Annotated in this window: 19 protein-coding genes; 2 read left to right on the top strand and 17 right to left on the bottom strand. The window is 37.4% G+C overall.

The features are described 5' to 3' along the window. Positions 1–83: 83 nt before the first annotated feature. The 7 genes from NST93_RS16360 to NST93_RS16330 all read right to left on the bottom strand — a co-directional run bounded on the left by NST93_RS16360 (position 84) and on the right by NST93_RS16330 (position 10,123). Positions 84–1,478 (bottom strand): NCS1 family transporter, encoded by a 1,395-nt coding sequence (locus NST93_RS16360; RefSeq protein ID WP_405098861.1) that lies wholly within the window; start codon positions 1,476–1,478, stop codon positions 84–86. Between the two features lie 366 nt (positions 1,479–1,844). Continuing rightward, positions 1,845–3,200, bottom strand: a complete 1,356-nt coding sequence (gene allB, locus NST93_RS16355; RefSeq protein ID WP_405098859.1) for an allantoinase AllB — start codon at positions 3,198–3,200, stop codon at positions 1,845–1,847. A gap of 411 nt (positions 3,201–3,611) precedes the next feature. Continuing rightward, positions 3,612–4,661, bottom strand: coding sequence for an ureidoglycolate dehydrogenase (gene allD / locus NST93_RS16350; RefSeq protein WP_405098857.1), 1,050 nt, complete (start codon positions 4,659–4,661; stop codon positions 3,612–3,614). Positions 4,662–4,946: 285 nt separating this feature from the next. Then, entirely contained in the window at positions 4,947–5,996 is a 1,050-nt protein-coding gene (allD, locus tag NST93_RS16345) for an ureidoglycolate dehydrogenase (protein WP_405098855.1), read from the bottom strand. A gap of 34 nt (positions 5,997–6,030) precedes the next feature. Next, positions 6,031–6,807: a (S)-ureidoglycine aminohydrolase gene (gene allE, locus NST93_RS16340; protein ID WP_405098853.1), complete on the bottom strand. Its 777-nt coding sequence runs from the start codon at positions 6,805–6,807 to the stop codon at positions 6,031–6,033. 48 nt (positions 6,808–6,855) lie between these two features. Next, on the bottom strand, positions 6,856–8,091 hold the full coding sequence (gene allC / locus NST93_RS16335; RefSeq protein WP_405098851.1) for an allantoate deiminase: 1,236 nt from the start codon (positions 8,089–8,091) through the stop codon (positions 6,856–6,858). Positions 8,092–8,458: 367 nt separating this feature from the next. After that, positions 8,459–10,123 carry a PucR family transcriptional regulator gene (locus NST93_RS16330; protein WP_405098850.1) on the bottom strand — a complete coding sequence of 555 codons (1,665 nt, stop codon included), beginning with the start codon at positions 10,121–10,123 and terminating at the stop codon, positions 8,459–8,461. 424 nt (positions 10,124–10,547) lie between these two features. On the opposite strand from NST93_RS16330, the gene NST93_RS16325 reads away from it, so the two are divergent. Further along, positions 10,548–11,906, top strand: a complete 1,359-nt coding sequence (locus tag NST93_RS16325) for an allantoinase (protein WP_405098848.1) — start codon at positions 10,548–10,550, stop codon at positions 11,904–11,906. A gap of 58 nt (positions 11,907–11,964) precedes the next feature. On the opposite strand, the gene NST93_RS16320 is transcribed toward NST93_RS16325, so the two are convergent. Continuing rightward, positions 11,965–12,345 (bottom strand): RidA family protein, encoded by a 381-nt coding sequence (locus NST93_RS16320; protein ID WP_405098846.1) that lies wholly within the window; start codon positions 12,343–12,345, stop codon positions 11,965–11,967. A gap of 214 nt (positions 12,346–12,559) precedes the next feature. On the opposite strand from NST93_RS16320, the gene NST93_RS16315 reads away from it, so the two are divergent. Continuing rightward, positions 12,560–13,411 (top strand): alpha/beta fold hydrolase, encoded by an 852-nt coding sequence (locus NST93_RS16315; RefSeq protein WP_405098844.1) that lies wholly within the window; start codon positions 12,560–12,562, stop codon positions 13,409–13,411. Positions 13,412–13,459: 48 nt separating this feature from the next. Here the strand turns inward: NST93_RS16315 and arcC are convergent, their stop codons facing one another. From arcC to NST93_RS16270, 9 genes are all read right to left on the bottom strand, one after another. Continuing rightward, positions 13,460–14,398, bottom strand: coding sequence for a carbamate kinase (arcC, locus tag NST93_RS16310; RefSeq protein WP_405098842.1), 939 nt, complete (start codon positions 14,396–14,398; stop codon positions 13,460–13,462). Beyond that, positions 14,391–15,296: a DUF2877 domain-containing protein gene (locus NST93_RS16305; RefSeq protein ID WP_405098840.1), complete on the bottom strand. Its 906-nt coding sequence runs from the start codon at positions 15,294–15,296 to the stop codon at positions 14,391–14,393. Before NST93_RS16305 ends, arcC begins: the two co-directional genes overlap by 8 nt. After that, positions 15,297–16,559, bottom strand: a complete 1,263-nt coding sequence (locus tag NST93_RS16300) for a DUF1116 domain-containing protein (protein ID WP_405098838.1) — start codon at positions 16,557–16,559, stop codon at positions 15,297–15,299. It abuts the gene before it with no gap. Between the two features lie 91 nt (positions 16,560–16,650). Beyond that, the gene (fdrA, locus tag NST93_RS16295; protein ID WP_405098836.1) at positions 16,651–18,393 is read right to left on the bottom strand and encodes an acyl-CoA synthetase FdrA; all 1,743 of its coding nucleotides are present in this window, start codon (positions 18,391–18,393) and stop codon (positions 16,651–16,653) included. Between the two features lie 1,502 nt (positions 18,394–19,895). Beyond that, positions 19,896–20,555, bottom strand: coding sequence for a B3/4 domain-containing protein (locus NST93_RS16290; protein ID WP_405098834.1), 660 nt, complete (start codon positions 20,553–20,555; stop codon positions 19,896–19,898). Between the two features lie 43 nt (positions 20,556–20,598). Continuing rightward, positions 20,599–21,636 carry a M23 family metallopeptidase gene (locus NST93_RS16285; RefSeq protein ID WP_405098832.1) on the bottom strand — a complete coding sequence of 346 codons (1,038 nt, stop codon included), beginning with the start codon at positions 21,634–21,636 and terminating at the stop codon, positions 20,599–20,601. Between the two features lie 111 nt (positions 21,637–21,747). Continuing rightward, positions 21,748–22,296, bottom strand: a complete 549-nt coding sequence (locus NST93_RS16280) for a histidine phosphatase family protein (protein ID WP_405098830.1) — start codon at positions 22,294–22,296, stop codon at positions 21,748–21,750. Positions 22,297–22,346: 50 nt separating this feature from the next. Continuing rightward, positions 22,347–23,198: a DUF72 domain-containing protein gene (locus NST93_RS16275; protein ID WP_405098828.1), complete on the bottom strand. Its 852-nt coding sequence runs from the start codon at positions 23,196–23,198 to the stop codon at positions 22,347–22,349. 152 nt (positions 23,199–23,350) lie between these two features. Beyond that, on the bottom strand, positions 23,351–24,490 hold the full coding sequence (locus NST93_RS16270) for a methyl-accepting chemotaxis protein (RefSeq protein ID WP_405098826.1): 1,140 nt from the start codon (positions 24,488–24,490) through the stop codon (positions 23,351–23,353). Between the last annotated feature and the right edge of the window lie 391 nt (positions 24,491–24,881).

Raw genomic sequence — 24,881 nt, 5'->3', positions numbered from 1 at the left:
CCAATATATATTTTAAAGCCTATATTTCAGAGCCAGAAAAACAAGCGGCATGCTAATATGCCGCTTGTTTTAATCTTCTTTCATTATCTTCCTTCATAAATTGTTCCTTTTTTAAATTTGGAACCTTTGAATGCATATTTCGTAATAAGTGGATAAATGATGAGTGCAGAGACAAACCCAATAATCCATGCTAAGTCTACAAAGATAAATGCTAGTGCAGCAGCAATAAGCATTGCTATGATAGCAGCAGCGTTTGTTCCAGAGAAGTCTCCATCCTTCTTATAGAGCTCATCAACATCAATTTTTTGTTTTCTTAAGAAATAGTACTCAATAATTAGAATTGCTACCATCGGTCCTAAAAATGCAGAGTAAATTAATACGAACATATCCAGACCTTTTGCATTGTCATCTTGGACAAGCAGCCAAGGGAATGAAACCATCGCTAATAGTCCCGTAATGATAACAGCAATTTTATAATCTAACTTTGTAAATAATTGAATCACATATGTTGGTGTAACAATATTTGCAACCATATTCACCGCAATAGCTCCAAATACAATAAATACAGAAATAAATAATTCGACATACACATTATCAAATAATGCAGGCAGGCCTAATGCCGGGTTCGTGTAGCCAGTTGCACTAGCAAGCATAGCACCAACTGCGATAACTGAACCATAAGCAATTATAATTGGAATAAAATATAATAAACCTCTTTTTTTATCGCTATACCCTGTTTTTAATTCACGGGAGTAATCAGCTGCACTTAAGAAGATTGCTGCATAGTTCCCTAGGAACACCATAACAAATCCAAAGAATGGCAGACCCCAAGACCCTTTAGTATCAACCCATATATCTTTTACAGCTTGGCTGTGGTCTTTAAGTAAAATCACAAATACAGTTATGATGATGATCATTAATACAACGGATGCAACAGATTCAACCCACTTGATACTATGAAATCCTTTCATAGAAAGCAGTATTTGAACCACTAACAGAATGATAAATCCAATCACTACGTTATCAAAGGCACCATTAGTTAGAATTTTAAATACTTCGTTTAAAGCAGTACCACCAATCCAACTTTGAATCCCATACCATATAACAGCTGGTACAGCACGAAGCAGAGAAGATATCAAAGACCCCTTCTCACCAAATGAGATTTTTAAATGGGATACATAGGGAATACCATTGCGGTAACCAACTCTATCGTTTAACGTAAATAATGTAGAAACAATTCCTATTGCAAGTAGTGCTGCTGCCATTGTCTGCCATATATTTAGCGTTGCAATTCCTGCTGCAATTACACTGGCACCCAATGTCATATTTCCCATGTTTACACCGTCACCAACCCATAGTGACATATATCCAAATGCGCCCATCTTTCTATCTTTTTCTCCCAAAGGCCTAAGTGAATCTGTTTGTGCCGCTGCATCAACATTTTCCCGAGAGTTGTTATTGTTTAGATTATCGGCCATCCTCATTCAACTCCTATATTTAATGTAGTAATTTTGTTTTTTGAAATATTTAATATATATATCAGCTTATTTTGTCATTAAACCCCAAATAGCTGCGTCCATCAAGGAATAGGACGTTATAATGCAAGTTTTTCCACAGTGATTGTAATCAAATCTTCCTGTCGAAAAAATAGATATCACATGCAACTACATCAAAACCTTCAAAAAATCTAAACCACTGCATGTTTTATTAGAACCTTTGAGAAGTGTGTGATGCTGTCTGTCCATCCGTACGTCATATCTATTAAATTTTCATTCTTAGTGGATAGTTTGTCTACTTTAGCCTTTCATTATTCATAACTAAAACAGACAGTACTTATATGCAGCCTATTTTGTCATTAGTTCACCTTTTGGTTCACCTACAATTCCTTTTTCAAGATCAAAGACTACATTTCCACGTAAAATCGTTTTTGTCACACGACAGTTAATTGTTCTGCCTTCGTATGCACTATGTTTATTTTTGTAATATAAATCATCTCGTTTTACTGTGTAAGACTGGTTTGGGTCAACGAAAATAATATCCGCGTCTTTAGCAATTGCAATTTCACCCTTGTTTTTCAAATTAAAGCGTTTTGCAGGTGTTTTTGCAATAAGTTCGACGAATCTTTCAATTGGAAGACCTCTTTGCTTTACAGCGAGATCGAACATTAAATCGACATTATTTTGCGCACCACTGATTCCTCCCCATGCTTCGAAAAGATTGTCCGCATTTGTCTTTAAATCCTCTGTACATGGTGAGTGGTCAGAAGTTAACCAATCGATATTTCCATTCATTAATTCTTCCCATAAATTATCATGGTCTGCTTTCTTGCGAAGTGGTGGCTGACATTTTGCATACGGGCCAATTTTCTCAACATCTTCAGCAGACATTGCAAAATAATGTGGACATGATTCAACCGTTACATCAAGTCCTTCTTCACGTGCTTTCAGGATTTCCTGCACAGCTTCGGAAGTACTGATATGAACAATATGCAGTCTGCATCCAGTTTCTTTAGCAAAGAGCAATGCACGCTGTACTGCTTCAACTTCGGTGAATACCGGACGTGCATCTGGATAGTCCATTGCAGATACTTTTCCCTCACTGATAAACTCCGCTTCTAATTTAGAAGTAATGTCGGGATTTTCTGCATGCAGACAGAGAATTTGATCTAATTCAGCTAACTTTTTCATCCCTTTATACAAGGTAAAATCATCTACACTTTCAAAGTCATCCGGAATATCACTTCCTACATTTGAAAGGAATGCCTTAAATGCAGGTACACCAGCATTATGAAGACCCTCTAAATCATCAATATTCCCTGGAATAAGTCCGCCATAAAAAGCATAATCCACATAATTTTGTGTTTTAGCGGCTTCAAGTTTTAAATCTAATGCTGCTTTATTAGTTGTCGCAGGAAGCGCATTCAATGGCATTTCTACATAACTTGTTGTACCGCCTGCAGCTAATGCTTTTGAACCTGTTTCGAATCCTTCCCATTCTGTTCTTCCCGGCTCACTAATATGGACATGCGTATCTACCATCCCTGGCAGTACGTATTGACCAGATGCATCGATTATTTTTTTCGCATCTTCTGTTATTTTTTCAGCGATAGCAGTAATTTTTCCATCTTTTACGCCAATTTCTACTTTTTTCGGACCATCACCTAATACGACTTCACCATTTCTAATGATTAAATCAAACATTTGTGATTCCTCCTATATTAAATATCCGTGCATGCAGTCCGCATAAAACTGGCAATGATACTATATGTTAGTCTCTTTATAAGAGTAAGTTATCATATCGAAAGTTTTCTTTGCCAAATAAAATACACAAACACTTTTCATAATAGGTAAAAGGGCTTTACCCTCAACCAACAGATTCATTATATATTGGAACATATCAGAAGTCTTTATCCCTAATAGATGAATTTTTTTAAAAAAATCTCTTTAATATACTAATATTTTATAAATAGCATGCAATTCCTTAATTTTTTTTCCGTAATTCGGTAAAAACTGAATTACGTTTCCTCTAATTGGTTTAGCGTTCCACAAAAATGCGATTCAATTTAATGCTTTCACCCATAAATTGGAGTATAATCTCGAAATACAAAATCCTTATTTCGCAAATGGATCTTTGTTGTTGTACTTATTGTAATGAACAGCCTCTGAAACAAGATATTCATAAATATCATCTACAATTTCAATGCCAGATTCGAGTGACTTTTCCGCTCTTTCTTCGCTGCGCTGACCCGGATAAGATACTTGGTCAAACCCTGCACGTGGTTGGATTTGATTTAATTCATTCATTGTTTTAGTGATATTATCTTTAAACATTTTAGCTGAAGTAAAGAATTCCGGATTAATTACAAGGTGAATTTGCCCGAGTTTCCGGTGCTCTGTTAAATCCTCATACATAGAAGTTACTTTATTTCCATGAGCCAATCCTAATAAAACACCTGAAAGAATATCAACCATCATCATAAGCCCATAGCCCTTTGGTCCAGCAATTGGGAGCAGAGCTTTCACTTCAAATGGATCTGTAGTCGGTTCTCCATGCTCGTCCACTGCCCATGTATCCGGTATCGATTCTTCCTTAGATCGAGCGTGTAAAATTTTACCCCAAGCTTGCACAGTAGTAGCCATATCAAAAATAATTTTTTTATCTGTGCTGCTCGGCGCTGCAAATGCGATAGGGTTTGTACCATAATACGGTTCTTTACCGCCAAAAGGAACTACCATTGGATCAGATTGGCACATGGAGATTCCGACTAACCCCTCGTCTGCTGCTTGCTCTACAAAATAAGATAACGCACCACTATGGCTGATATTTTTCACGCCTACAACAGCAATACCATTTTCCTTTGCCATTTTAATTGCTTCAGTCATTGCTTCCTTTGCCATATAATGGCCTGCACCATTGTCTCCTTCAAAGATTGCTGTAGTTGGTCCGGTTTTTTCAAATTGAATGACTGGACTTGTATTAATGCCGCCCTTTGCGATTCTTTCCGCATAGTATTCTACACGCATGGCTCCGTGAGAATGATAGCCCCTAGTATCTGCATGGACTAATACATCTGCAACAACGTTTGCATGTTCTTTATCCAAGCCTGCTTTTATTAATTTATTACTTATTAATGTCCCAAGTTCTTTTGCAGTTACTTTCATCTTCTCAAGCCAACCCCTCTATAAGTATTTCTGCGTACCAACTACGCAAATGCCAGCTTTCCTTCAATACGGCACACACTAAACTGGCCTATTTTATTTAATCTTTCTTTTAAATATCGGTAATTACTTATACTGATTTAAGTATAAATAGGACGTCTGCTTTGCACCAAAGAATGCAGTTTATAATGGTATCAGCCGCAATAAATTTGGGGAAGAGACGTCCTTAATTATGTTTATTTAATCGCAAGTCTAATGTAGTGTGAAACTGCATTTTTTAATGATTACTTATTTCGCAAACGGATCTTTGTGGTCATAATTATTATTGTGGATTACATCAGATGCTAGATATTCATAAATATCATCTACAATTTCGATGCCTTCTTTTTCATAAGCTTCTTGTTGAATATCATTCGGCTCACCTGGGTATAAAACTTCATCAAAGCCTTTAGCAGGTTTAATTTCTTTCAACTCTTTCATTGTTCTTGTAATCGTTTCTAAGAAAGTCTCCGCATTACCAAAGAATTCTGGATTAATAACAATATGAAGCTGGCCTAATTTGCGATATTCCGTTAAATCTTCATACATAGATGAAACTTGTTTACCAAATGGCAAGCCAAGTAAGATTCCCGATAGGACATCAACCATCATCATTAAACCGTAGCCCTTAGGTCCAGAAATTGGTACAAGTGCTTTTACTTTGAACGGATCTGTTGTTGGTTCACCATTTTCGTCCACTGCCCAAGTATCTGGTATTGATTCATTCTTAGAGCGTGCATGCAGCACCTTGCCCCATGCTTGTACAGTTGTTGCCATATCAAAGATAATATTCTTCCCTGTACTGCTAGGTGCAGCGAAAGCAATTGGGTTTGTCCCATAATAAGGCTCTGCTCCGCCAAACGGTACTACCATTGGATCAGATTGACACATGGAAAGTGCCACCATCTTTTCATTTGCTGCTTGCTGCACAAAGTAAGAAAGCGCTCCACTATGACTCATATTGCGAACACCTACTACAGCAACACCATTCTCTTTCGCGATTTTAATCGCTTCGTCCATAGCAACCTTTGCATGATAATGTCCTACGCCACCATCTGCATCCAATACAGCTGTACTTGGACCAGTCTTTTCAAATTTAACATTAGGGTTTGTATTAATACCGCCCTTAGCAATACGTTCAGCATAGTACTCAACGCGCATTGCACCGTGGGAGTGCACCCCTCTTAAATCAGCGTGAAGCAATACATCTGCAACTGCGTCCGCATGTTCTTCCGACAAACCAGCACGTACAACTTTATTTTTCATTAGTTCTTTTAATTTCGCTTTATCTACTCTCATTTGGTACACCTTCTCTTATTTTGTATTTTCCTTCTTAAAGATCGGCGTCACGATTACAATCTTTAGAATATATATAAGAAAGTTTTTCTCTGCCTACTGCGTAACAAGCTTGTTGTACGTATGGCCCCATGAAGATATAATCATCTTTCTTAACTGTAACCCATTCGTTGTCAAGGTTATAAACCCCTTCTCCTGATAGCAAGTATGCTCCATGCTCTTGAACATGTGTTTCAATAAATGGATGACCTGCACCTGGATCGAATGTAAGAATGTGGAAGTTCATATCGAAAGCGAAGTCTGCCGGCAATAAATCTTTAATGCGCATTTCCTTAACTCCACCGTACTCTATTTCTTCAATGTCATTTACATTACCTGTAACTAACCATGGTTTTTCTTGACCTTCAAGCTCTTTATATTTTTGTTTATACAGGAAGACTTTTGAGTCACCTTTGTTTACATTTTCCATAAACATTTTAGTTCCTGGCGGGCAGTAAATATAGCCGCCTTGTGTAAAGCTATGCTCTTTATCTTCAACAGTTACTTTCACTTCACCGTCAACAACATATAGAAATGTTTCAACATCAGCTTCACCGCCGAAGCCTCTTTCTTTGTTGTGTCCACCTTCATACATTGTAACAATGTAATCTACAAAGCTTGCGCCAAGTCTTGGAGAACCCAAAATTGAAACGTAACAGTTTTCAAATCCTGGCACGCTATTATTCACAAGGCCTTCTGGCGTAATTAATGCGTATAAACCTTGCTTAATAATTGATCTTGATTGAAGTAATTTGTCTGGAAAACCATTATTCATGTATAATCTCTCCTTAAGTAGTTTGAATGAATATCATAACAATCATTATTATTCTTTATAAGCTAACTCATAAAGGGCAGCAGCTAAAGCTTTTGCACCCTCTAACAGATCTTTTGGTTCTGTGTATTCCTTAGGATTATGCGAAATGCCATCAATACTTGGCACGAATAACATTGCTGTTGGATAAAACGGCGCAAACACTTGTGAATCATGACCTGCACCACTGTGCATTAATTTATAATTCAATCCTTTTTCTTTACAGCTCTCTTCTATCACACGCACAATTTCTTTATCCATAGGAACTGGGTCCTCATCCATCCACATATCAATGGAAATCTCTACACCATCTTCCTCGGCGATTCGAGTCATCGTCGCCTCCAGATAATCTGTAAATGAAACAAGCGCTTCTTTATCTGTGTGACGTGTATCAATTGTTAATAGTACATTACCTGGAACAACGTTAACAACGTTAGGAGTTACCTCAATCTTACCAAAGGTACAAACAAGCGGATCGCCAATTCGTTTTGCTTCAGTAAGCACGTCAGCAATAATCTTACTTGCAGTGAAAACAGCATCTTTACGAAGCTCCATCGGTGTAGTACCAGCATGATTCGCTTGCCCGGTCAATTTAACGGTGAAACGTCTTTGTCCAACAATACTATGAACGACACCAACTGATTTCCCTTCTTTTTCCAGTACATTCCCTTGCTCATTATGAATCTCAACGAAAGCTTTAATATCTTGTCTGCGCCCTTTCGATTCGTCTCTAAATTCAAATCCAGCTTTGCGCATTGCTTCTTCAAACGGAATACCATCATCAAAAGCTAATTTCCCTAAGACTTCTTCCTGTTTAGCTGTTCCTACGATATTTTTAGAACCCCAGAAAGCATAAGGAAAACGGCTGCCTTCTTCTTCCGCCATAGAAACCATTTCAAGATTTCTTAACGGCTGACCATAGTTTGCCTTTAAGTATTTAATTGCTAAAAATGCAGTTATAATTCCAAGTTGCCCATCATAGTGACCAGCATTTCGTACCGTATCAACATGTGAACCCGAAAGAATTGTTTCTCCCGGATACTTTGTACCTTCTAATCTTCCGAATAAGTTTCCGACTTCATCAAAACTTGCGGTTAATCCTTCTCTTTCCATTTCTTCTTTCAAAAAGCGCTGTGCTTGTACCCAAGCTTCAGAATACAAAAAACGTGTTATACCACCTTCTGGATCCTCACCATGTGATCCAAGCTTCTGCAACATATCTACGATTACTTCTTCAGTAAGCTGCAAGTCTATCTTCCTTTCTATAACAAAGAATAAAAAATGAATATCCTCTAAATTTAATTGTAATCCCTGTCAGCAACACTTTCTATGTGTAATCAGGATAAATAATGCATGTTTTTTTATCAAATGTAGTAAACAATTATCACCGAAACACAGTTCTCTATTTTACTGTTCCCTCAAATTAAAAAACCAACCACTTTTCTGGTTGATTTTTTATAAGTTTATTTGCTGTCCTTATTATATTAAAGTCATCATATAAACTACGTATAGCAGAGCTACTTTAGATTGTATTTGATTGCATAAAATCAAAAAACAACATGAGCAAACAATGAATTAGCAGCTCGCTGTCGACTTCCAGCGAAACAAGTATTGATTAACTTCTTTTAAGCACATCAATAATTCTTAGACCAACTTGTACAGAAAGCATTTCTTCTGAATCATCAAGGTTCATACCAGTGATTTCTTTAATGCGTTCCAGCCGATAAGTTACTGTCTTATAATGGACATAGAGCAGATGAGCAGATTTTGCAATATTTTGCTGACATTGCAGAAAAACATTTAAGGTTTCAATCAGGGCGTCTTTATTCGCTTTACGGTAATCCAATAATTTTTGCAAACTAGCTGGAATAAAGTCCTTCAGTTGATGCAAGTCATCAAATTTATAGAGCAAACGATAGATTCCTAAATCGTTAAAAGATATAATAAAATCACCCTGATTTGATGTTTTTCCAATATTCAACGTATCCTGCGCCTCATTATAACTTTGAGCCAAGTCTAAGATAGATTTAGATATATTTCCAATACCAACCTGCACTGCATAATCTTTCACGGAAGCTTTAAATTTGCCGCGAATATGCTTGATTATCTGCTTAATCTTGTTTATTTCCACAGTATGATTTTCTATTTTCTGATTCACTTTCCAAAGAACGATAATTTCATCCACACGGTCACGAATAATTGCGCCACTCAAATAAAAGTCAATAGAGTTCGCTAACAGTTCATAGTGCTTCTGCAGTGTCTTATGGCGTTCAACATATTCCTCTTGAAGATTTATCGGCCGTTTCGATTTTAGATTAAATATAACTACACTGTATTTTGCCTCTGTATCAAATTGCGTTGTAGTTGCCCTATCATAAATCGTATTCATTGTTTTAATTTTCCCCGAAATTAAATCATCGATTAAATCGTTCTTAAATTTCTTTTCTACTTCTGAAATCGCAATTTGTTTTACCAGTTCTAATGATAAAGATGTAGCAGCATTCTCGATTGCAATAAAATCATATTCCAGCACATCTTTATTCACTGCACTTACAACAAGATTAATCTTTGTTTGTTGAATTGTTTTAATTGGCACTAAAATTTGTTCGCACTCTCGCTCTTGCAGTTTCGGGAAAACAACCATCCTGCGGTAAATAGGAAATTTTGTATCAAAGTTTCTTTCTTCTACTTGCTCTTTATCGAGATCATAAAATAATTCCACATCAGAATTAGTAGAAGCGATCTTCTGAAATGAATCATTATAAATAGTTACAGGGTTGCCTATTAATTCCTCAAGCGTTTTAATAATTGTATCACTGCCGACGTTCTGCAATGATAGTTCGGTAAATCGGCTATGGATTTCTTTAAAGTATTTCAACTTTTCTACTTGTTGATTAAATAGTTGTCCCATAACAGGATAAGTCAAATCTATAAAGGCTGTATCTTCAGGAATTTTGATAATTGGAATTGAGTGCTTCTTACAGACCTGAAGAACAACTTTCGGAATATCCGTAAAGACATCACGCAATTTAACAATCAATGCACTTATTCCTTTTTCAGCTAAGGTCTGCGTCCACACTTCCATTTCCTTCTCTGAAAACCCTTTTATAGGGAAGAAACTTGTTACAATTACTTCTCCTCCTTTAATCCAAGAAGAAATATCAGGAGAATCAACAACCGTGATACCTGTGACTTTATTCGATAGTCCTTCTTTATCACCAATATAAGATGCATTTTTACATGCATCAATCTTCAATAGATTTTCTATTGTATAATCCACGTTATACAGTAACCCCCTTTTCATTTTATCCTAATTCTAGCTGCCATGCCTACTCACATCGAAGTTGAAGTTTTACATAATAACAAGCGTATATATGATTAATCGATAAGTTTTAAGCAATAAAATTTAAACGTACAATACTTCGTTTAAATTTGATAAACAAGGGAAATATTAAAGGTGAAAGTCTCTCTCCCCATCCTTACATTATAACATTCTCGAGCTGTATTATACACAAAAACACACCTAGAAAGAGGGAGCTATAAGAATCATAAATCTAAATTTTTTTATATTTTTTATCCATTCCTTCCAATGATTTATTTTGAAATCCGATTACAATAATAATGTTGAGTTATTCCATATCTATATATTTAAATGCTCATTATCACACAACTTCTTTACGTTAAAAGTGAAGGAGTATATTTCGATGATTAACGAAGGAGGAAAACAAATGAACGCTTATGATCTAATCATTCGCAATGGACAAGTAGTGACAAAGGATTCCATTTTTCAAGGTGATATCGCTGTAAAAGACGGAAAGATTAGTAAAGTTTCCGCTACATCATTACCAGGGGATACTGCGGAAGAAGAAATTGATGCCGCTGGACTGCACGTCATGCCCGGTGTAATTGATACGCACGTCCACTTCAATGAACCAGGAAGAACAGAATGGGAAGGGTTAGCTACTGGAAGCCGCAGCTTAGCTGCAGGTGGAGCAACTTCATTCTTTGATATGCCATTAAATAGTACTCCTCCCGTCATTAACAAAGTAAACCTAGATAATAAAAGCAAGTTAGCTGACGAAAAGTCTGTTGTTAATTCTTATTTTTGGGGCGGACTTGTACCACAGAATATTGATGACTTAAAAGAATTACATGACAACGGTGTTATTGGTTTTAAAGCATTCATGTCTCCAAGCGGTATTGATGACTTTGATAATGCAGATGATGAAACATTATATAAAGGCATGAGTGAAATTGCTACATTCGATTCAATTCTTGCAGTTCACGCTGAAAGCACGGTAATTTGCGCACAGTTACAAGAGGATAAGATAAATACCGGAAAAACTAGCGCAAGAGACTTCGTCGAATCTCGTCCTATTATCTCTGAAATCGAAGCAGTAAGAAGAATTATCTCTTATGCAGAAGCAACAGGATGTAAGCTTCATGTTGTTCATACAAGCAGCAAAAAGGTTACAGATTTAATTAATGATGCTAAAAAACGCGGTGTTGATGCTTCTATTGAAACTTGTGCACATTATTTAACTTTAACTGTAAAAGATCTTGAGGAAAAAGGCGGAGTCGCCAAATGCGCTCCACCACTGCGAGATCAGATAGAAGTCGACGGGCTATGGGAAGCATTAGCCAACAATGAGATAGATATGATTGCATCCGACCATTCACCAGCTCCCGCAGATATGAAAAATATTACAGATAATTTCTTTGAAGGTTGGGGAGGTATTTCCGGTGCTCAATCTACATTAAACGTACTCTTAACTGAAGGTTATCATAAGCGTGATTTCCCATTAGAAAGAATTGTAGAAGTTACAGCGACAAATCCTGCAAAACGCTTTGGCCTGGAAGGGAAAGGGGCATTGGAAGAAGGATATGACGCTGACATCATTTTAGTCGACCTAAACGAAAGCTTTGAATTAAAAGCGGAGGATCTCTTCTACCGCCATAAGCACTCTCCATATGTAGGTAAAACATTTAAGGGTAATGTAAAAACAACAATTGTCGGCGGTAATACCATTTTTAAAGATGGTAAAATTCTAGCTGATAAGTAAGCAAATTAAAAACCCAGTCTGAAGACTGGGTTTTTAATTTTAGATTGGCTGCTGTGATTTATCTTTTAGCAATAATCTCAATTTCTACATCTGCACCAAGCGGCAATTCATAAACAGCTACACACGTTCTTGCCGGGTATGGTGCCTGGAAGAAGTTTTCATAAACACCATTCATATCATCAAAGTACTTCATACTCGTTAAAAACACATTCACCTTAACTACATCTGCTTCTGTAAGGCCTGCTTCTTTTAAAACAGAAGACAAGTGCGTAAAACACTGTTTCGTCTGCGAAACGATATCTTCATTTTCCACATTATTTTCAGGATTCAAGCGGTTTTTAGCAGTTTGTCCAGAAAAATAGACATATTCACCTGCATCTACCGCATGTGAATATGGACCTGAAGCAGATACATCCTTTGCATTATAAATTTCACGCATGTTAAAACTCCTTTTCTAACTTGTTATTTCATCATCTCTTTACACGATACTTTTTTCTAAAGATATAATGTATTACAATTGGACAAGCTGGAATATAATTTTATCCATTCTTGTGATAGTATTTTAGTAATCCATTTTGATATCATGGAACTATCTGTAACACTTCAGCTGTTAAGATATCTAAAAAAGTTAAACATCTATTGGAGGTCTACAAATGTCAAATACATTTACTTATAAACAAATAAACGATGTAGAAATTAAAGCAGAGCTATTCCCAACAGAACAAAAAGCTGCACCATTAATCGTATATATTCATGGCGGCGGGTTAATTTGGGGAACACGCAAAGATATTAACAAGGAACAAGTTGAGCTATTCATTAATAACGGCTATCATGTGCTCTCCATTGCTTATCGCTTAGCCCCCGAAACAAAGCTGCCTGAAATTGTAAATGATATTCGCGATAGTCTTGAATGGGTTAAAGAAGAGTTGCCTAAGCATATTGATTATAATCACAATAAAGTAATCGTCATTGGCAATTCTGCTGGAGGCTATCTTGCTTTAATGACAGGCACATTTGAGAATAAACCAAACGCAATTATTTCCTTTTATGGATACGGAAATATCCTCGGTGAATGGTACAGCACTCCGAGCGATTATTTCAATACAATGCCGAAAGTAAATGAAGCTTTAGCGAATCAGCTTATTCGAAAAAATGAAGTGGCTGAAGCACCAATTACCGCACGCTATGCAATTTACCTGTATTGCCGTCAGCAAGGAGTTTGGCCGGAATTTGTAACAGATCCCGCTTCAACCGATTTATCACAATATTGCCCAGTTAATCTCGTGGATAACAGTTTTCCACCAACATTACTGCTTCATGGTGATGCTGATGAAGATGTTCCTTATGACGAATCTGTTAAAATGCAAGAAGCATTAGAACAACATCAGGTAAAAAACAAATTGGTTACCATTCCGAATGGGAAACATCAGTTTGATGAAAATATGAGCAATCCAGCTGTAATAGCTGCGTTTAACGAGATTCTGGAATTTCTTAAAGAAATCTAATTTCAAAAGGATGGGGCACAAGTAATACACCCCATCCTTTATTATTTATTAACCAATAATATGTGTACCTGATTTGCCTTCCATTGCTTGGTCAGCCTTATCAAGTGAGCAAATAATTGCTCTGCCGCCAGTTTCAGCAAAGTTAATTGCTGCTTCCATTTTAGGTCCCATACTACCAGCCGAGAATTGACCTTGTTCAACATATTGCTTAGCTTCTGCTAAAGTAATTTCTGTTAAAGCTTTTTGATCTGGTTTGCCATAGTTAACATAAACGTTTTCTACGTCAGTTAAAATCATGAAAGTATCTGCTGTAATTTCTTCTGAAAGCTTGAAGCCACTGCGGTCTTTATCAATTACCGCTTCGATTCCTTTGTACGTACCATCTTCTTGTTTTACAACCGGTACTCCACCGCCGCCGCCAGCAACAACAATTGAACCAGCATCTGTTAATTGACCAATTGCTTTAGAACCAAGAATTGTTTTAGGTTCTGGTGAAGCTACAACACGACGGTATCCTCTTCCAGCATCTTCTTTTACAATCCAGCCTTTTTCTTCAGCTAGCTTGTTTGCTTCTTCTTCACTGTAGAAAACACCAATTGGTTTTGAAGGATCTTGGAAATCAGGATCATCAGCTGAAACTTCTGTTTGAGTTAGAGTAACAACTACTGGAGATTCATTGTTTAATTTACGTAACTCATTTCTTAATGTTTGCTCAAGCATATAACCGATAAATCCTTGAGATTCTGCACTACAAACATCTAAAGGCAATGCAGGAACAACGTGTTTTGCTTCTTCATTCTGTCTTAAGATGTTTCCAACCTGTGGACCATTACCGTGTGTTACAACAACAGTATGTCCGTTATTAATAATACGTGCAATTACTTCTGCACTTCTGCGTACGTTTTCTAGTTGATTCTCATAAGTTGCTTCTTGGCCAGGTTGTAAAATTGCATTACCGCCTAGAGCTACGACTACTTTATCACCCATTATTTTTCCTCCTCAATGCCAAAAGACCTAGCATGATGCCATATGTTGTATCAAGACCAGAACTATGACCCATTGACAATAGATTAATTATCTTTTCCTGAATATCTTGTTCATTTCCTTCTATCATTGCCTGAATTAGAGCAATAACCGGTGAACCAAATTGGCTTTTTAGAGCATACTTTAAATATTCTATGCTGACATCTGTTGTAATTTTTTCGTTCGCAATCAACCTGGAAAGCACTTTTGGAATAAGCGGCGTCCAAGTTTCAGTAACAGCATGAATGGCCATTAAACCAATAATATGGTCATCCCCTGTCGGCGTTCCGCCTTTCCCTCTTCCAAGAAAGTAACGGAGCACACGTTCAACTTCTGCTTCATCATCCGAATAAAGTATATCCATCAGTTCGTAGTAAGCATCATACGCATTACCCGTTTTCTCTTGATAAGTTACATAATGCTCCATAAAATCACTGATATCAAGATTCATGCCAGTTGGTTCATCATTTGCTGCCATTGCAATCAATAACACCTCGAGCTGATTTATTAAAGCTTGTTCACTGCCAGGGATTCTCTCTAGTTTGTTATCATATGGTTTCCCTTCTAAAAACACAATACCACAACTTTCATCTATCGTTAACACTCCCTCTTTATTATTCCAAAAGACCGGATCATTCATGCTTATTTGAGATAATATTTCATGAACCTCATCGAGTGCCAGTATCAACGAAAATGGAAGCTGTCCGCTTTTATTGCTGCCGATGAAAATGAGAGCATCTTCGATCTGCACGTTAAAACCATTGTTAAACTTACTATGGACATGCCCTTTTGCATACTCTGAAAAAAGGAGAGGAATATTACGATTATATTCCTCTACTTTATAAAGAGATTTGGCGTACATTTAGATTAAGCCTAGTTTAATTGCATATGCTTCAATCGCTTTTTCAAAACATGCTCTTGGAGCACGAACAGTTCCTGCACCGATTTGACCCACTCCAGCTTTCTTATGGGCAATACCTGTGTTAATAATTGGCTCGATACCAGTTTCAACTACTTTACGAGCATCAATTCCAAGTGGAGTTCCTTTAAAGTCCCATGTTGGAATTGTAAAGTTACTGTTATGATCAATTACAATCTCTGACATTTCATTACTTGTTTCTAATGCATCATCAAATCCACCAGCACCTACGAAACGAGTTACACCTGGTGCAGCAATCATTGCCATCGCTCCAACACCAAATGTTTCTGTAATTGCACTATCTCCAAGGTCAGGGTTTGCATCCTCTTGAGAATAGCCAGTGAAGTATAAACCTTGTGGCGTGTTAACAGGAGCAGTAAACCACTCATCACCCATACCACTGATACGGATTCCAACATTTTCACCGTTACGGCAAATCGCTGTTACAACTGTACCTTCTTCAATAGTTCTTGCGCCATCCATTACTGATTTCGCAGCTGCCATCATGATGTTAAGGAAGAATTGATCTGTGTCAGCTAAGAATTGTACGACATCTTGGCGATCTTTTTCATCCATTTCAACTTTTAAGATGTATGGAGTAATTTCTTTTAAGAAAATAAGTGATGTCGCGATATTACGTTGGTGGAACTCATCACCCATTGTAATTCCTTTTGCGATCATTACGTTAACATTAAGACCATCGTCCGTTAATTTTAACGCTTTAGCAATTGTTGGTCCTAAGATATCTCTCATCCATTGTAAACGATTGATAACTTCATCAGAATAAGCTCCGAAACGCAGAACTTTACCGATACCTTCGTTCATTGTACAGAAAGCTTCATTACCTTCCGCACGGTTCTCAACAACAAGGACTGGCATGTTTGCTGAAGTAATTCCACCCATTGGTCCTACTGCACGAACATGGTGACATGGCATGAACTCAACTTCACCGTTTGCAAGCATTTCCTCTGCATCTTTTTCATTATCTGCCCAGCCTTCAAATAAAGCTGCACCGATACATGAACCTTGCATTGGGCCAGTCATGTTTTCCCATTTCATTGGCGGGCCTGCATGTAATAACAGCTTGCGGCCTTCGAATTCCTTAATTTTTTCTTTAGCTGGTACAACATCAATTAAAAACGGGGACGAACCAGCAACTTTATCAATAACGGCTCTGTTTGCTTCATCGATTGAATTATATTTCATCATATATTCCTCCTTGAATTTAAACACATTACTATATAGTTCTTAAAAGAAGGGGACATATCGCGTCCCCACCATACAATCTAATTAAAACTTATTTCAATAGGCTAAGGATTTTTCTCATTCTAGCGTCCCCGCCTGCGATTGGTCTCCAGTCATATTGTACAACCGGAACATTATTAGCGACAATTGCGTCTGTAAAGCTCTTCAAGCCAATGTTAATAATACGTGGACGATCATTAACCAGTTCAGCAATGTTTTCAGAAATAGTTAAATCTTCGTTTGTCTTATCAGCTTCAACATGTTCTTTTTCTACATCGTTTACCGCAAGACCAATAATGTCTAGTGCAGTGCGAACTGCCTCATCATTATTATCTTTCACAATAACACCAGCATCTTTCAGACGAGTAATATGTCCTTGATAGTCTTGTGGATCATTCTTCGTACCACATACAGAAGCCACTACAGAAAGCTCTCTGCCTTCAGATTTAGCATGTGCAATTCCATCAGTAATCGCTGGAAGTAAAGCACTTGCCATATCGTTGTGTGAACCATAGCCTAAAACGAAGTCAAGCACAATAACTGCCGTTTTTTCGTCTTTCGCTGCTTCAGTAATGAATTTAGCGCGTGTTTCTGGATCAATCATTGGGTGTGGTTTACCTTGTGTATATTTGTCATCCCCAAGGTCAACAACTACATGTCCATCTTTACGGAATACATAACCTTCTTCGTTTGTGATTTCAGAGCCAAGTCCTAATGCATCTGAAAGCAATACCGCTGCTTCCGAAGCAAGCGTACCACCAGAGTAGAGGCCATGAATTGCTTTTTGACTTTCTTTTAGTGAAACACCTTCGTGTTTGAAGTCGCCTACATAGTTGTCTTTGCGAATTTCATTACCGCGAAGTAAATCTACTGCAATATGAGCTGTTTCAGCTAAAGTGTATGCATGGTATACATTGCCTTCATGTTTTTCAGGCTTTTCACCTAAGAAGATAGCTACTACAGGCTTACTTACACTGTGAAGTAATTCAACCACTTGGTCTCTTACTTCTTTAGCAGGTGGCTTAGAAATAATTGCAATAACATCTGTTTGCGGATTATTTTCTAACGCTTTAATACCTTGCATCATTGTGATTGCACCGATAGCATCTTTCAAGTCACGTCCGCCAGTACCGATTGCATGGCTGACACCTTCGCCTAAACGGTCAATGATTGCAGACACTTCTTGAATCCCAGTACCAGAAGCACCAACAATACCGATGCGGCCTTTATTTACCACGTTAGCAAATGCCATTGGCACACCATCTAAAATTCCAGTACCACAGTCAGGACCCATGAATAATAGACCTTTTTCACTTGCTTTTTGTTTTAATCTAGCTTCGTCTTCCATAGCAACGTTATCACTAAACATGAAGACATGCAGGTTATTGTCTAACGCTTTTTCGCCCTCTTCTGCTGCGTATTCACCAGGAACAGAAATAAGTGCAACGTTTGCGTTCGGAAGCGCATCTAAAGCTTTATTCCAAGTACGTACAGTTTGGAATGATTCTGCAGCACTGCTGATTGATTGGTCTTTTAAGTATTGCTCTGTTTTTTCATCTACTTCATTAACTTTATCTTCATTATCTGTATCTACTACGATTGCCATGTCACTTGATTCAGCTGCTTCTAATTCTTCTGTATAAAGACCTGCGTCCTTGAAAAGGTCTTTGTTTGAAGGTGTTGCCATCATTACTTGAACTTTATTAACACCTTCGATAGTTGATACCTCGTTCGTTAAAAGCATAAGGTTAATCGAATCTTGATACGAGTTTTTCTTAATAATTGTGTATAACATATCTTCACCTCATATATTTTTTTGTTTCTACCTAATTATTGCAAGAATGTACAAGTATCTTTATTATGTACATCCTAAACCAACCCATACAAACACAACTCTTATTTCTCATTTATTGAGCAGAATCAGATACCGCTGCATCTGAATCCTCCCCTGCTATCTGTCTCTCCTGGCAACACTGATGAAACAAACCCAACCATTTGAAACGCTGCTTACCTTGTACAAATCTTGGGTCATCCTTCTCTTTTAAGCCTCATACGCCTGCATCCGGCAGCTTACCTAGGTTCAACTGATTTAACGGCACTACTTATTGTCACATACCTTCTATCATTAGCAGGAACATTATTTCACACCAAAACCCGCCATCTTTTTCGATGGCAGTAAAATACTTGTTGAGCTTCCTCTAATTCAGAGTTACTGACTTTCGATTGCCTGCATACGTTTAAGGTTATGAAGCAGTTCCCTATTCATCTTGCAATCATGTGTGAGTCATCGCACAATCGCAGCCATCAACGTTGATGAAAGTAATATACGCCTTAGTCATATTCAATACCATAACTTATATTTAGAATCCGATACAATACACTGTTCATGCATGTAACGAAAAATGCTGTTAATTTGGCTTTTCTGTTTGTCATCTTGTTACCCTTCTAACATAATGTTAAACAAAAAAAGAGAAAACAAATTTCCATGAGAATTCTTTCTTTATCTTTCCGTATATAATTATAAGGGATATAAAACGGAAAGTCATTGTCTAAACTAACTAATTTCTATGTTGTTTTTTGTACATTTTGTTTGATTTTTTCCATGTTTTCTTCCGTCTATACTTTCGCAAAAAGCCAATTCCAATTTGGTAACTATGCAAGTAAAATGAATTGGATTAAACCCCAGCCCATGCTGTTCCTCTTCTTCATTGTTCAATCAACAGTAAAACTATTAGCGACACAATGCTTTTCCTACCTTTCCAATAAGCCTGGAAATTATGCATTGAATTATTCAAGGTATATTCCCATAAAAAGAACCAGCGAATAGATAGTCGCTGGTTCTTGTCTGCTTCCTTTCCCTTGCAATTTCTTCACAGAATCTATTGACTTACATCCACGACAGTGGTATAGTTATACAGTTAAAGGAATATTTTATGCGTTTTTCTATCTCCTTGCAGTTCCAATTGAACAGGGAGTTTTTTGTTTTTATGAAGGACAGACCACAAAAAAATTGGTTTATCACAACTACTACAACGGAGAAAAGGAGCGTGTCAGAAGAAAGGAAGTGAATAAGATATGTGTAAAGGATTCAAACAACATATTCATGTAACACATGAAGAAAAGAAAGTTTTCTATAGTACAACTTGTACCGATTGTTTTAGTAAAATGCTAAATCATCCTGAAATTTTGGAACAACTAAATTCTAAGAAATAAGGTGTGTACACAATGACAGCAGAAGAAGGACACGAAGAAAGAGAGGTTAAGACATTAACCTCTCTTTTTGACTTTTATTTTAAACTACACAATTCCAATGGTAACATCCACAGCTTCTGCATAGGTTTGCAATAACTCTCGGTATCTTTCAAGCCACTTTTTTAGCTCATCCTTTTCCCGATTAAAAGAATAGATAAGACTAATTACTTCCCTCTCACCATTTTTCATCATTGCTCGATGACTATCGCTCGTCGGATTTCCAAATGGGCCTTCTTCATCATATAATACAGGCAAGTTTGCAATATTTACTTCTGCTTTTCCAATTCCCTGATAACGTTCACCTTCAGGGGCTCTGCGTAATTCAATATATCCTGCAAGCTTTTCCATATCATATGTCCCAATCGAATATCCAGACAGGACGGAAATTAAATTATTGATTTCAACTGCATTATTAATCGTGTATAAACCATTCCCCTTTACAATTCTTCTTAGCATGGCTTCGGAAGCATTTCTATACTGTGACGGAGATTTACCTAATGCTTTGTAGGCTTCTCGCGTTTCCTTAATATGTGTGATTTTTGCAATATCTGTCATTTCGTATTTCTTTTCAATTTCTTTTATCACACTCTCAAAGTACCCAAGCAGCTCAGGAGTGCTTTTGTTCACGTTCATTTTATACCTTAATATGCCCAACTTTGAATGGGGAATATGTTTCTTTATCTCATTTGATATCGTAATATTCACTTTTTCACCCCTTAGTGTAAGAAAAAATAGATAGCAGCATTAATTAAAAACCACTCGTTATTTCTCCACGCCTTGGCTCTGCACCATTTTCGAACTTAATACGGATGGATCTAGCTTCCTCCCACTTCACATGATCTGCCACATGAAAGTGAATATGTGCCTCACTCGAATTACCCGAATTCCCTGCAGCGCCTAGTAGTTGACCAGCTTTTACCTCTTCACCTTTACTAACAACAACACTGCCTTGCTTAAAATGAGCGAGTACACTATATTCACCATTTTCATGTTCAATAATCACATGATTTCCAAGTGGCTCTTCTGCATTTGTGTCAACGGTCGGTGTATTATCAGCAATATTATTTTCAACAGAAACAACAGTGCCTTCAAGGGGGGCTACCACATCTTTTCCAAAGGCATAATAACTATCATTATCTGTTGCTTCCCCATTGAAAGAATTGTCTTCTTCAAAAATCAGAAGATCATAAGCATAGCGCTGTGATTCAACAGCATAGTGATAATTTATCAATTCATTCGTACCACCCCAAAAAGTAAACCATTCCTCGTTAATCGGCATTCGATACGTATTTTTAGTGTATTCTGCATCACTCTCCGGGTAGGAGCTAATCGGCATCAGCTGCAAGCCTTCAATTGTTTCGTCTTCCGCCCAATAACTGCGAATCCCTTTATCTCCTGTGTCACTAACCCATTGATACTCCATCATTCCTAACAGGGGCATTTCTGAAACAAGCTCGAAGCTTCCAACATCCTGATTAAATTCGGATGCTAGATTTTCAAACTGTTCAAAAGTGACATTGGTTTGAAACGCTTGGCTTGTCTGTTGGTAAATCTGTTTATAGTTCCCATCCAGCAATACTTCCCCAAAGGATTCCACAGTTACAATCTCTTCGGAAGTTCTACCACTATCCGTTCCAGTCTGCTCTTCTTCCACTTCGTCATCCGAAATTCCCGAAGAATCATCTTCTTCGGACTGTGTCGATGATGCATCTTCTTTTTCACTGCATGCAACTAATCCAATTACCAAAAGTGCAATAAAAGAGATCCCCATTATAAGTTTCTTCATTTAACTTCCTCCCATAAATAACCTTTTAACTTTTTATACGAATAATAGAGGGGAAAGTTTCAATAGAGGTTAAACTAGATGCACGGTTTGAAACAGTTAGAATTCCGTCTCTTATGTCCGATATATACGTTCAAAGGAAACAGCATTTTGTTCTGTAAGCTGCAATAAGAAAACATCTGGGTTAGTTAAGTTTCTCCATTGATTGAAACTGAATTTATTATCAAAATGACGGAGCAATAAAGAAATTATCCCGCCATGTGCGACAATAAGTACATTCTCTTTGTCATCTTTTACTACATCGTTTATGAATTGGAGTATACGATCAGTTGCTTCTTTACTGGATTCTCCGCCTTCATATTTTAAATCTAAGTCATAAAATGTTGCTTCAAGTTTTTTCAGCCAATCCGGAAAGTATGTCGAACTGAGTACACGTTCTGTTAATCTGTCATCACATTCAATATCTAATTCATTTTTGTCAGCATAAGGCTTAATCGATTGAACGGCACGTAAATAAGGACTGGAAAAAATCTTATCAATCGCCTTATTAGATAAAAAAATCGAAAGTTCTTCCGCCTGTTCAAACCCCTTTTTCGTTAATGGTGAGTCAGCAGCTTGCCCCATAGCTTCACAATGTCTAATAACATAAATATTCTTTTCCATCCTTTTCCCCTCCAGCCGGGACAATGATTCAGTCCCTATTCCATTTTCACTTAAAACAAGCCAAGCTGCTTAGGTGCAAGTCCATCATATTCAATGCCAAGCATATTCTGAAGCTGTTTTGCATTACCAGCTGCATCCCCACCAGAATTATTATTAAATAAAATGATGATGTCCTTTGAAGCTTTGGCAAGCTCGAGCACTTGCTCTTTCCACTCTATTAATTCTTTCTCGTTGTATTTATATAAATAGCGCACCTCGCGCCAATTTGTATCCTTATTTTTCGGCTTCGTCCAGCCGTGGAAGTTCCTGCCATGCATTCGAATCAGTGTCATATTCTCATTTGTAGCTACTGGTACGACTGGAATAGACCCTTCTCCAGCTTGCGGTTCATCAGCAATAGCATGAATCCAGCCCTGTTCTCTCATAAATGCAAGGGTATCCGAACGAAATGCATCATTAAACCATGATTGATTCCTAAACTCCAGTGCAATCGGGATATCTTCCATCATTTGTTTGCAATACCGCAGATAGTTTACATTCTCTTTTTTACAATCGAACCAGGGTGGAAATTGAAATAAGACCATCGCCAGCTTATTTGCTTTCTGATAAGGCCTTAAAGAATTTTTAAATGCTTGAAACATCTCTGCTTTCGTTTCGAATGGGATATCTGTTCTTTGATGACCCGTCATCCCCTGATAGGCCTTCACGACAAAGCGAAAGTTTTCTGGTGTTTCGTTAACCCATTTAGAGACATTCCGTTCAGGCTGAATTGCGTAAAAGGAGGCATCTACTTCCACCACGGGAAAGTGACTGCCATATTCGGCCAATTTATCCTTCGGTTTTATTTGAGGCGGGTACAGTGAATAATGGTCTCCCCACCCTGTTACTCCTATGCATATCATTCGTCTCCCTCCTCTCCACATCATACCACATCCATATAGACCAACCTATTCTATAGAACGAAAAATGCGAAGGAGAATATACCCCTTCGCATTTTTCGCCTCATTGAGACTTCTCAACGTAATTTTTACTTCTATTGCTCACAATTTAAAGTTTAAATCTCCTGACTAAACCATACAATTTGGTCAATCTTAGCCATTTGCTCTGTAGAATGTTTCATTAACTCGCTTCCTCTAGCCGTCATCCCGAGCACTTCACTGGAATACTGCTGTACACGTTCACCATTGTCATTTACTTCCTGTACTTTCCCTGTAAATGTACTCATGATTGCAGCTAAGTCACTGGCGCTGTTCGCCTGAGTCTCTGAACCGGTCGCCAGCTCTTGCATTGTAATTGCAACTTGCTCAGAGCCAGCCTTCACTTCATTTGCTGCCTGCGTTAATTCTTCACTCTGACTTGTAACCGTTTCGGAAACAACATTTATTTGAGTAAGTAATTCACGAGTATTCTGTGTCATTTCATTTGTTGCTTCAATTAATTGACCTACTTCATCTCTAGCATGATTTTGCAAAAACTCCTGGCTTAGATCTCCACTCACAATCAACTTCATCCGGTCCATAACCTTTTTGATTGGTTCTGTAATTAGTCCCGCTGCAATAATAGCTGCGACAATACTTAAAGCAATGATTAAAATTGTAACAATAATTCCAATCATGGCAGTTTGTTTTCCATTATCAAGCATCTCTTCGCCAAGTTTTATTTCTTCATTCGAATTCCTTGCAAGTTCTTCATAACCTGTCATAAGTTCTCGAACAACCTCGGTTAATTCATTCAAGTTCTGCTCAGCTAACTCTTCATCACCGCGATCATAGACATCAAATACCTCTTCATTTTTCGCCGTCCGCCAAGCGATGGTTCGGTCAATTAAATCGTCAAACGCTTCTGTGACTCCAATGCTCCTAGCTTGATTTTCAAATTCGACACCCTCATCTGTGTAGGCTGCGAACCGATCTTTAAAATCATTATCACCACTCAATATATAGCCTCGAGCTGTAGATATCCGATTAGCCATCGTTGCTTCCATTCCTTGATTGGCAATTAACAGCTGCATATCTTCTTCATTAATACCTGCAATATCATTATTGATTTTCTTAACAGTCATATAGTTGTACACCCCCAATATGACTACAAATAAAATAACAAGTGAAAATGCAAATATAATCTTTTGTTTAATACTCTTTAAGTTTAAAATTTTTTTATTTTTATCTCCTATGTCTATTATAAATTTGAGCACTTAGCTACTTTCCTCGAATTGCATTAAACTTTTAAAATCCAGACTGTTTGTATATGTGGACTTCTATTTGGTAAATGAAGTGTTTTAATTAAATGAAGCCTATAATGAATCTCATGCTAAATGGTCTGAACTCGACCCTCCTTCATAACTTAACTTTTCTGTTTTTCAGACCTTAGCCATGCATAAGAACAATCGCCAGTGATAAAAAATAAAAATGGCTACCCATCACTGAATTGGGATAACCATTTTCCTTGCTATACACGAACGATTTATTTAGACTTAAAAACGGCAGATATACATTAAACAAGAGGAATAACAGTACTACCCTCTTTATCGGCATAAAGACCCATTTCTAAAGTCACGATTTTTAAAAGAAATAAATTTTATTGCA

It is taken from the genome of Oceanobacillus sp. FSL H7-0719 (assembly GCF_045040795.1).
Lineage (GTDB): Bacteria > Bacillota > Bacilli > Bacillales > Amphibacillaceae > Oceanobacillus.
Note: the sequence above shows the minus strand (reverse complement) of the source record. Positions and strands in the feature narration are given on the sequence as shown.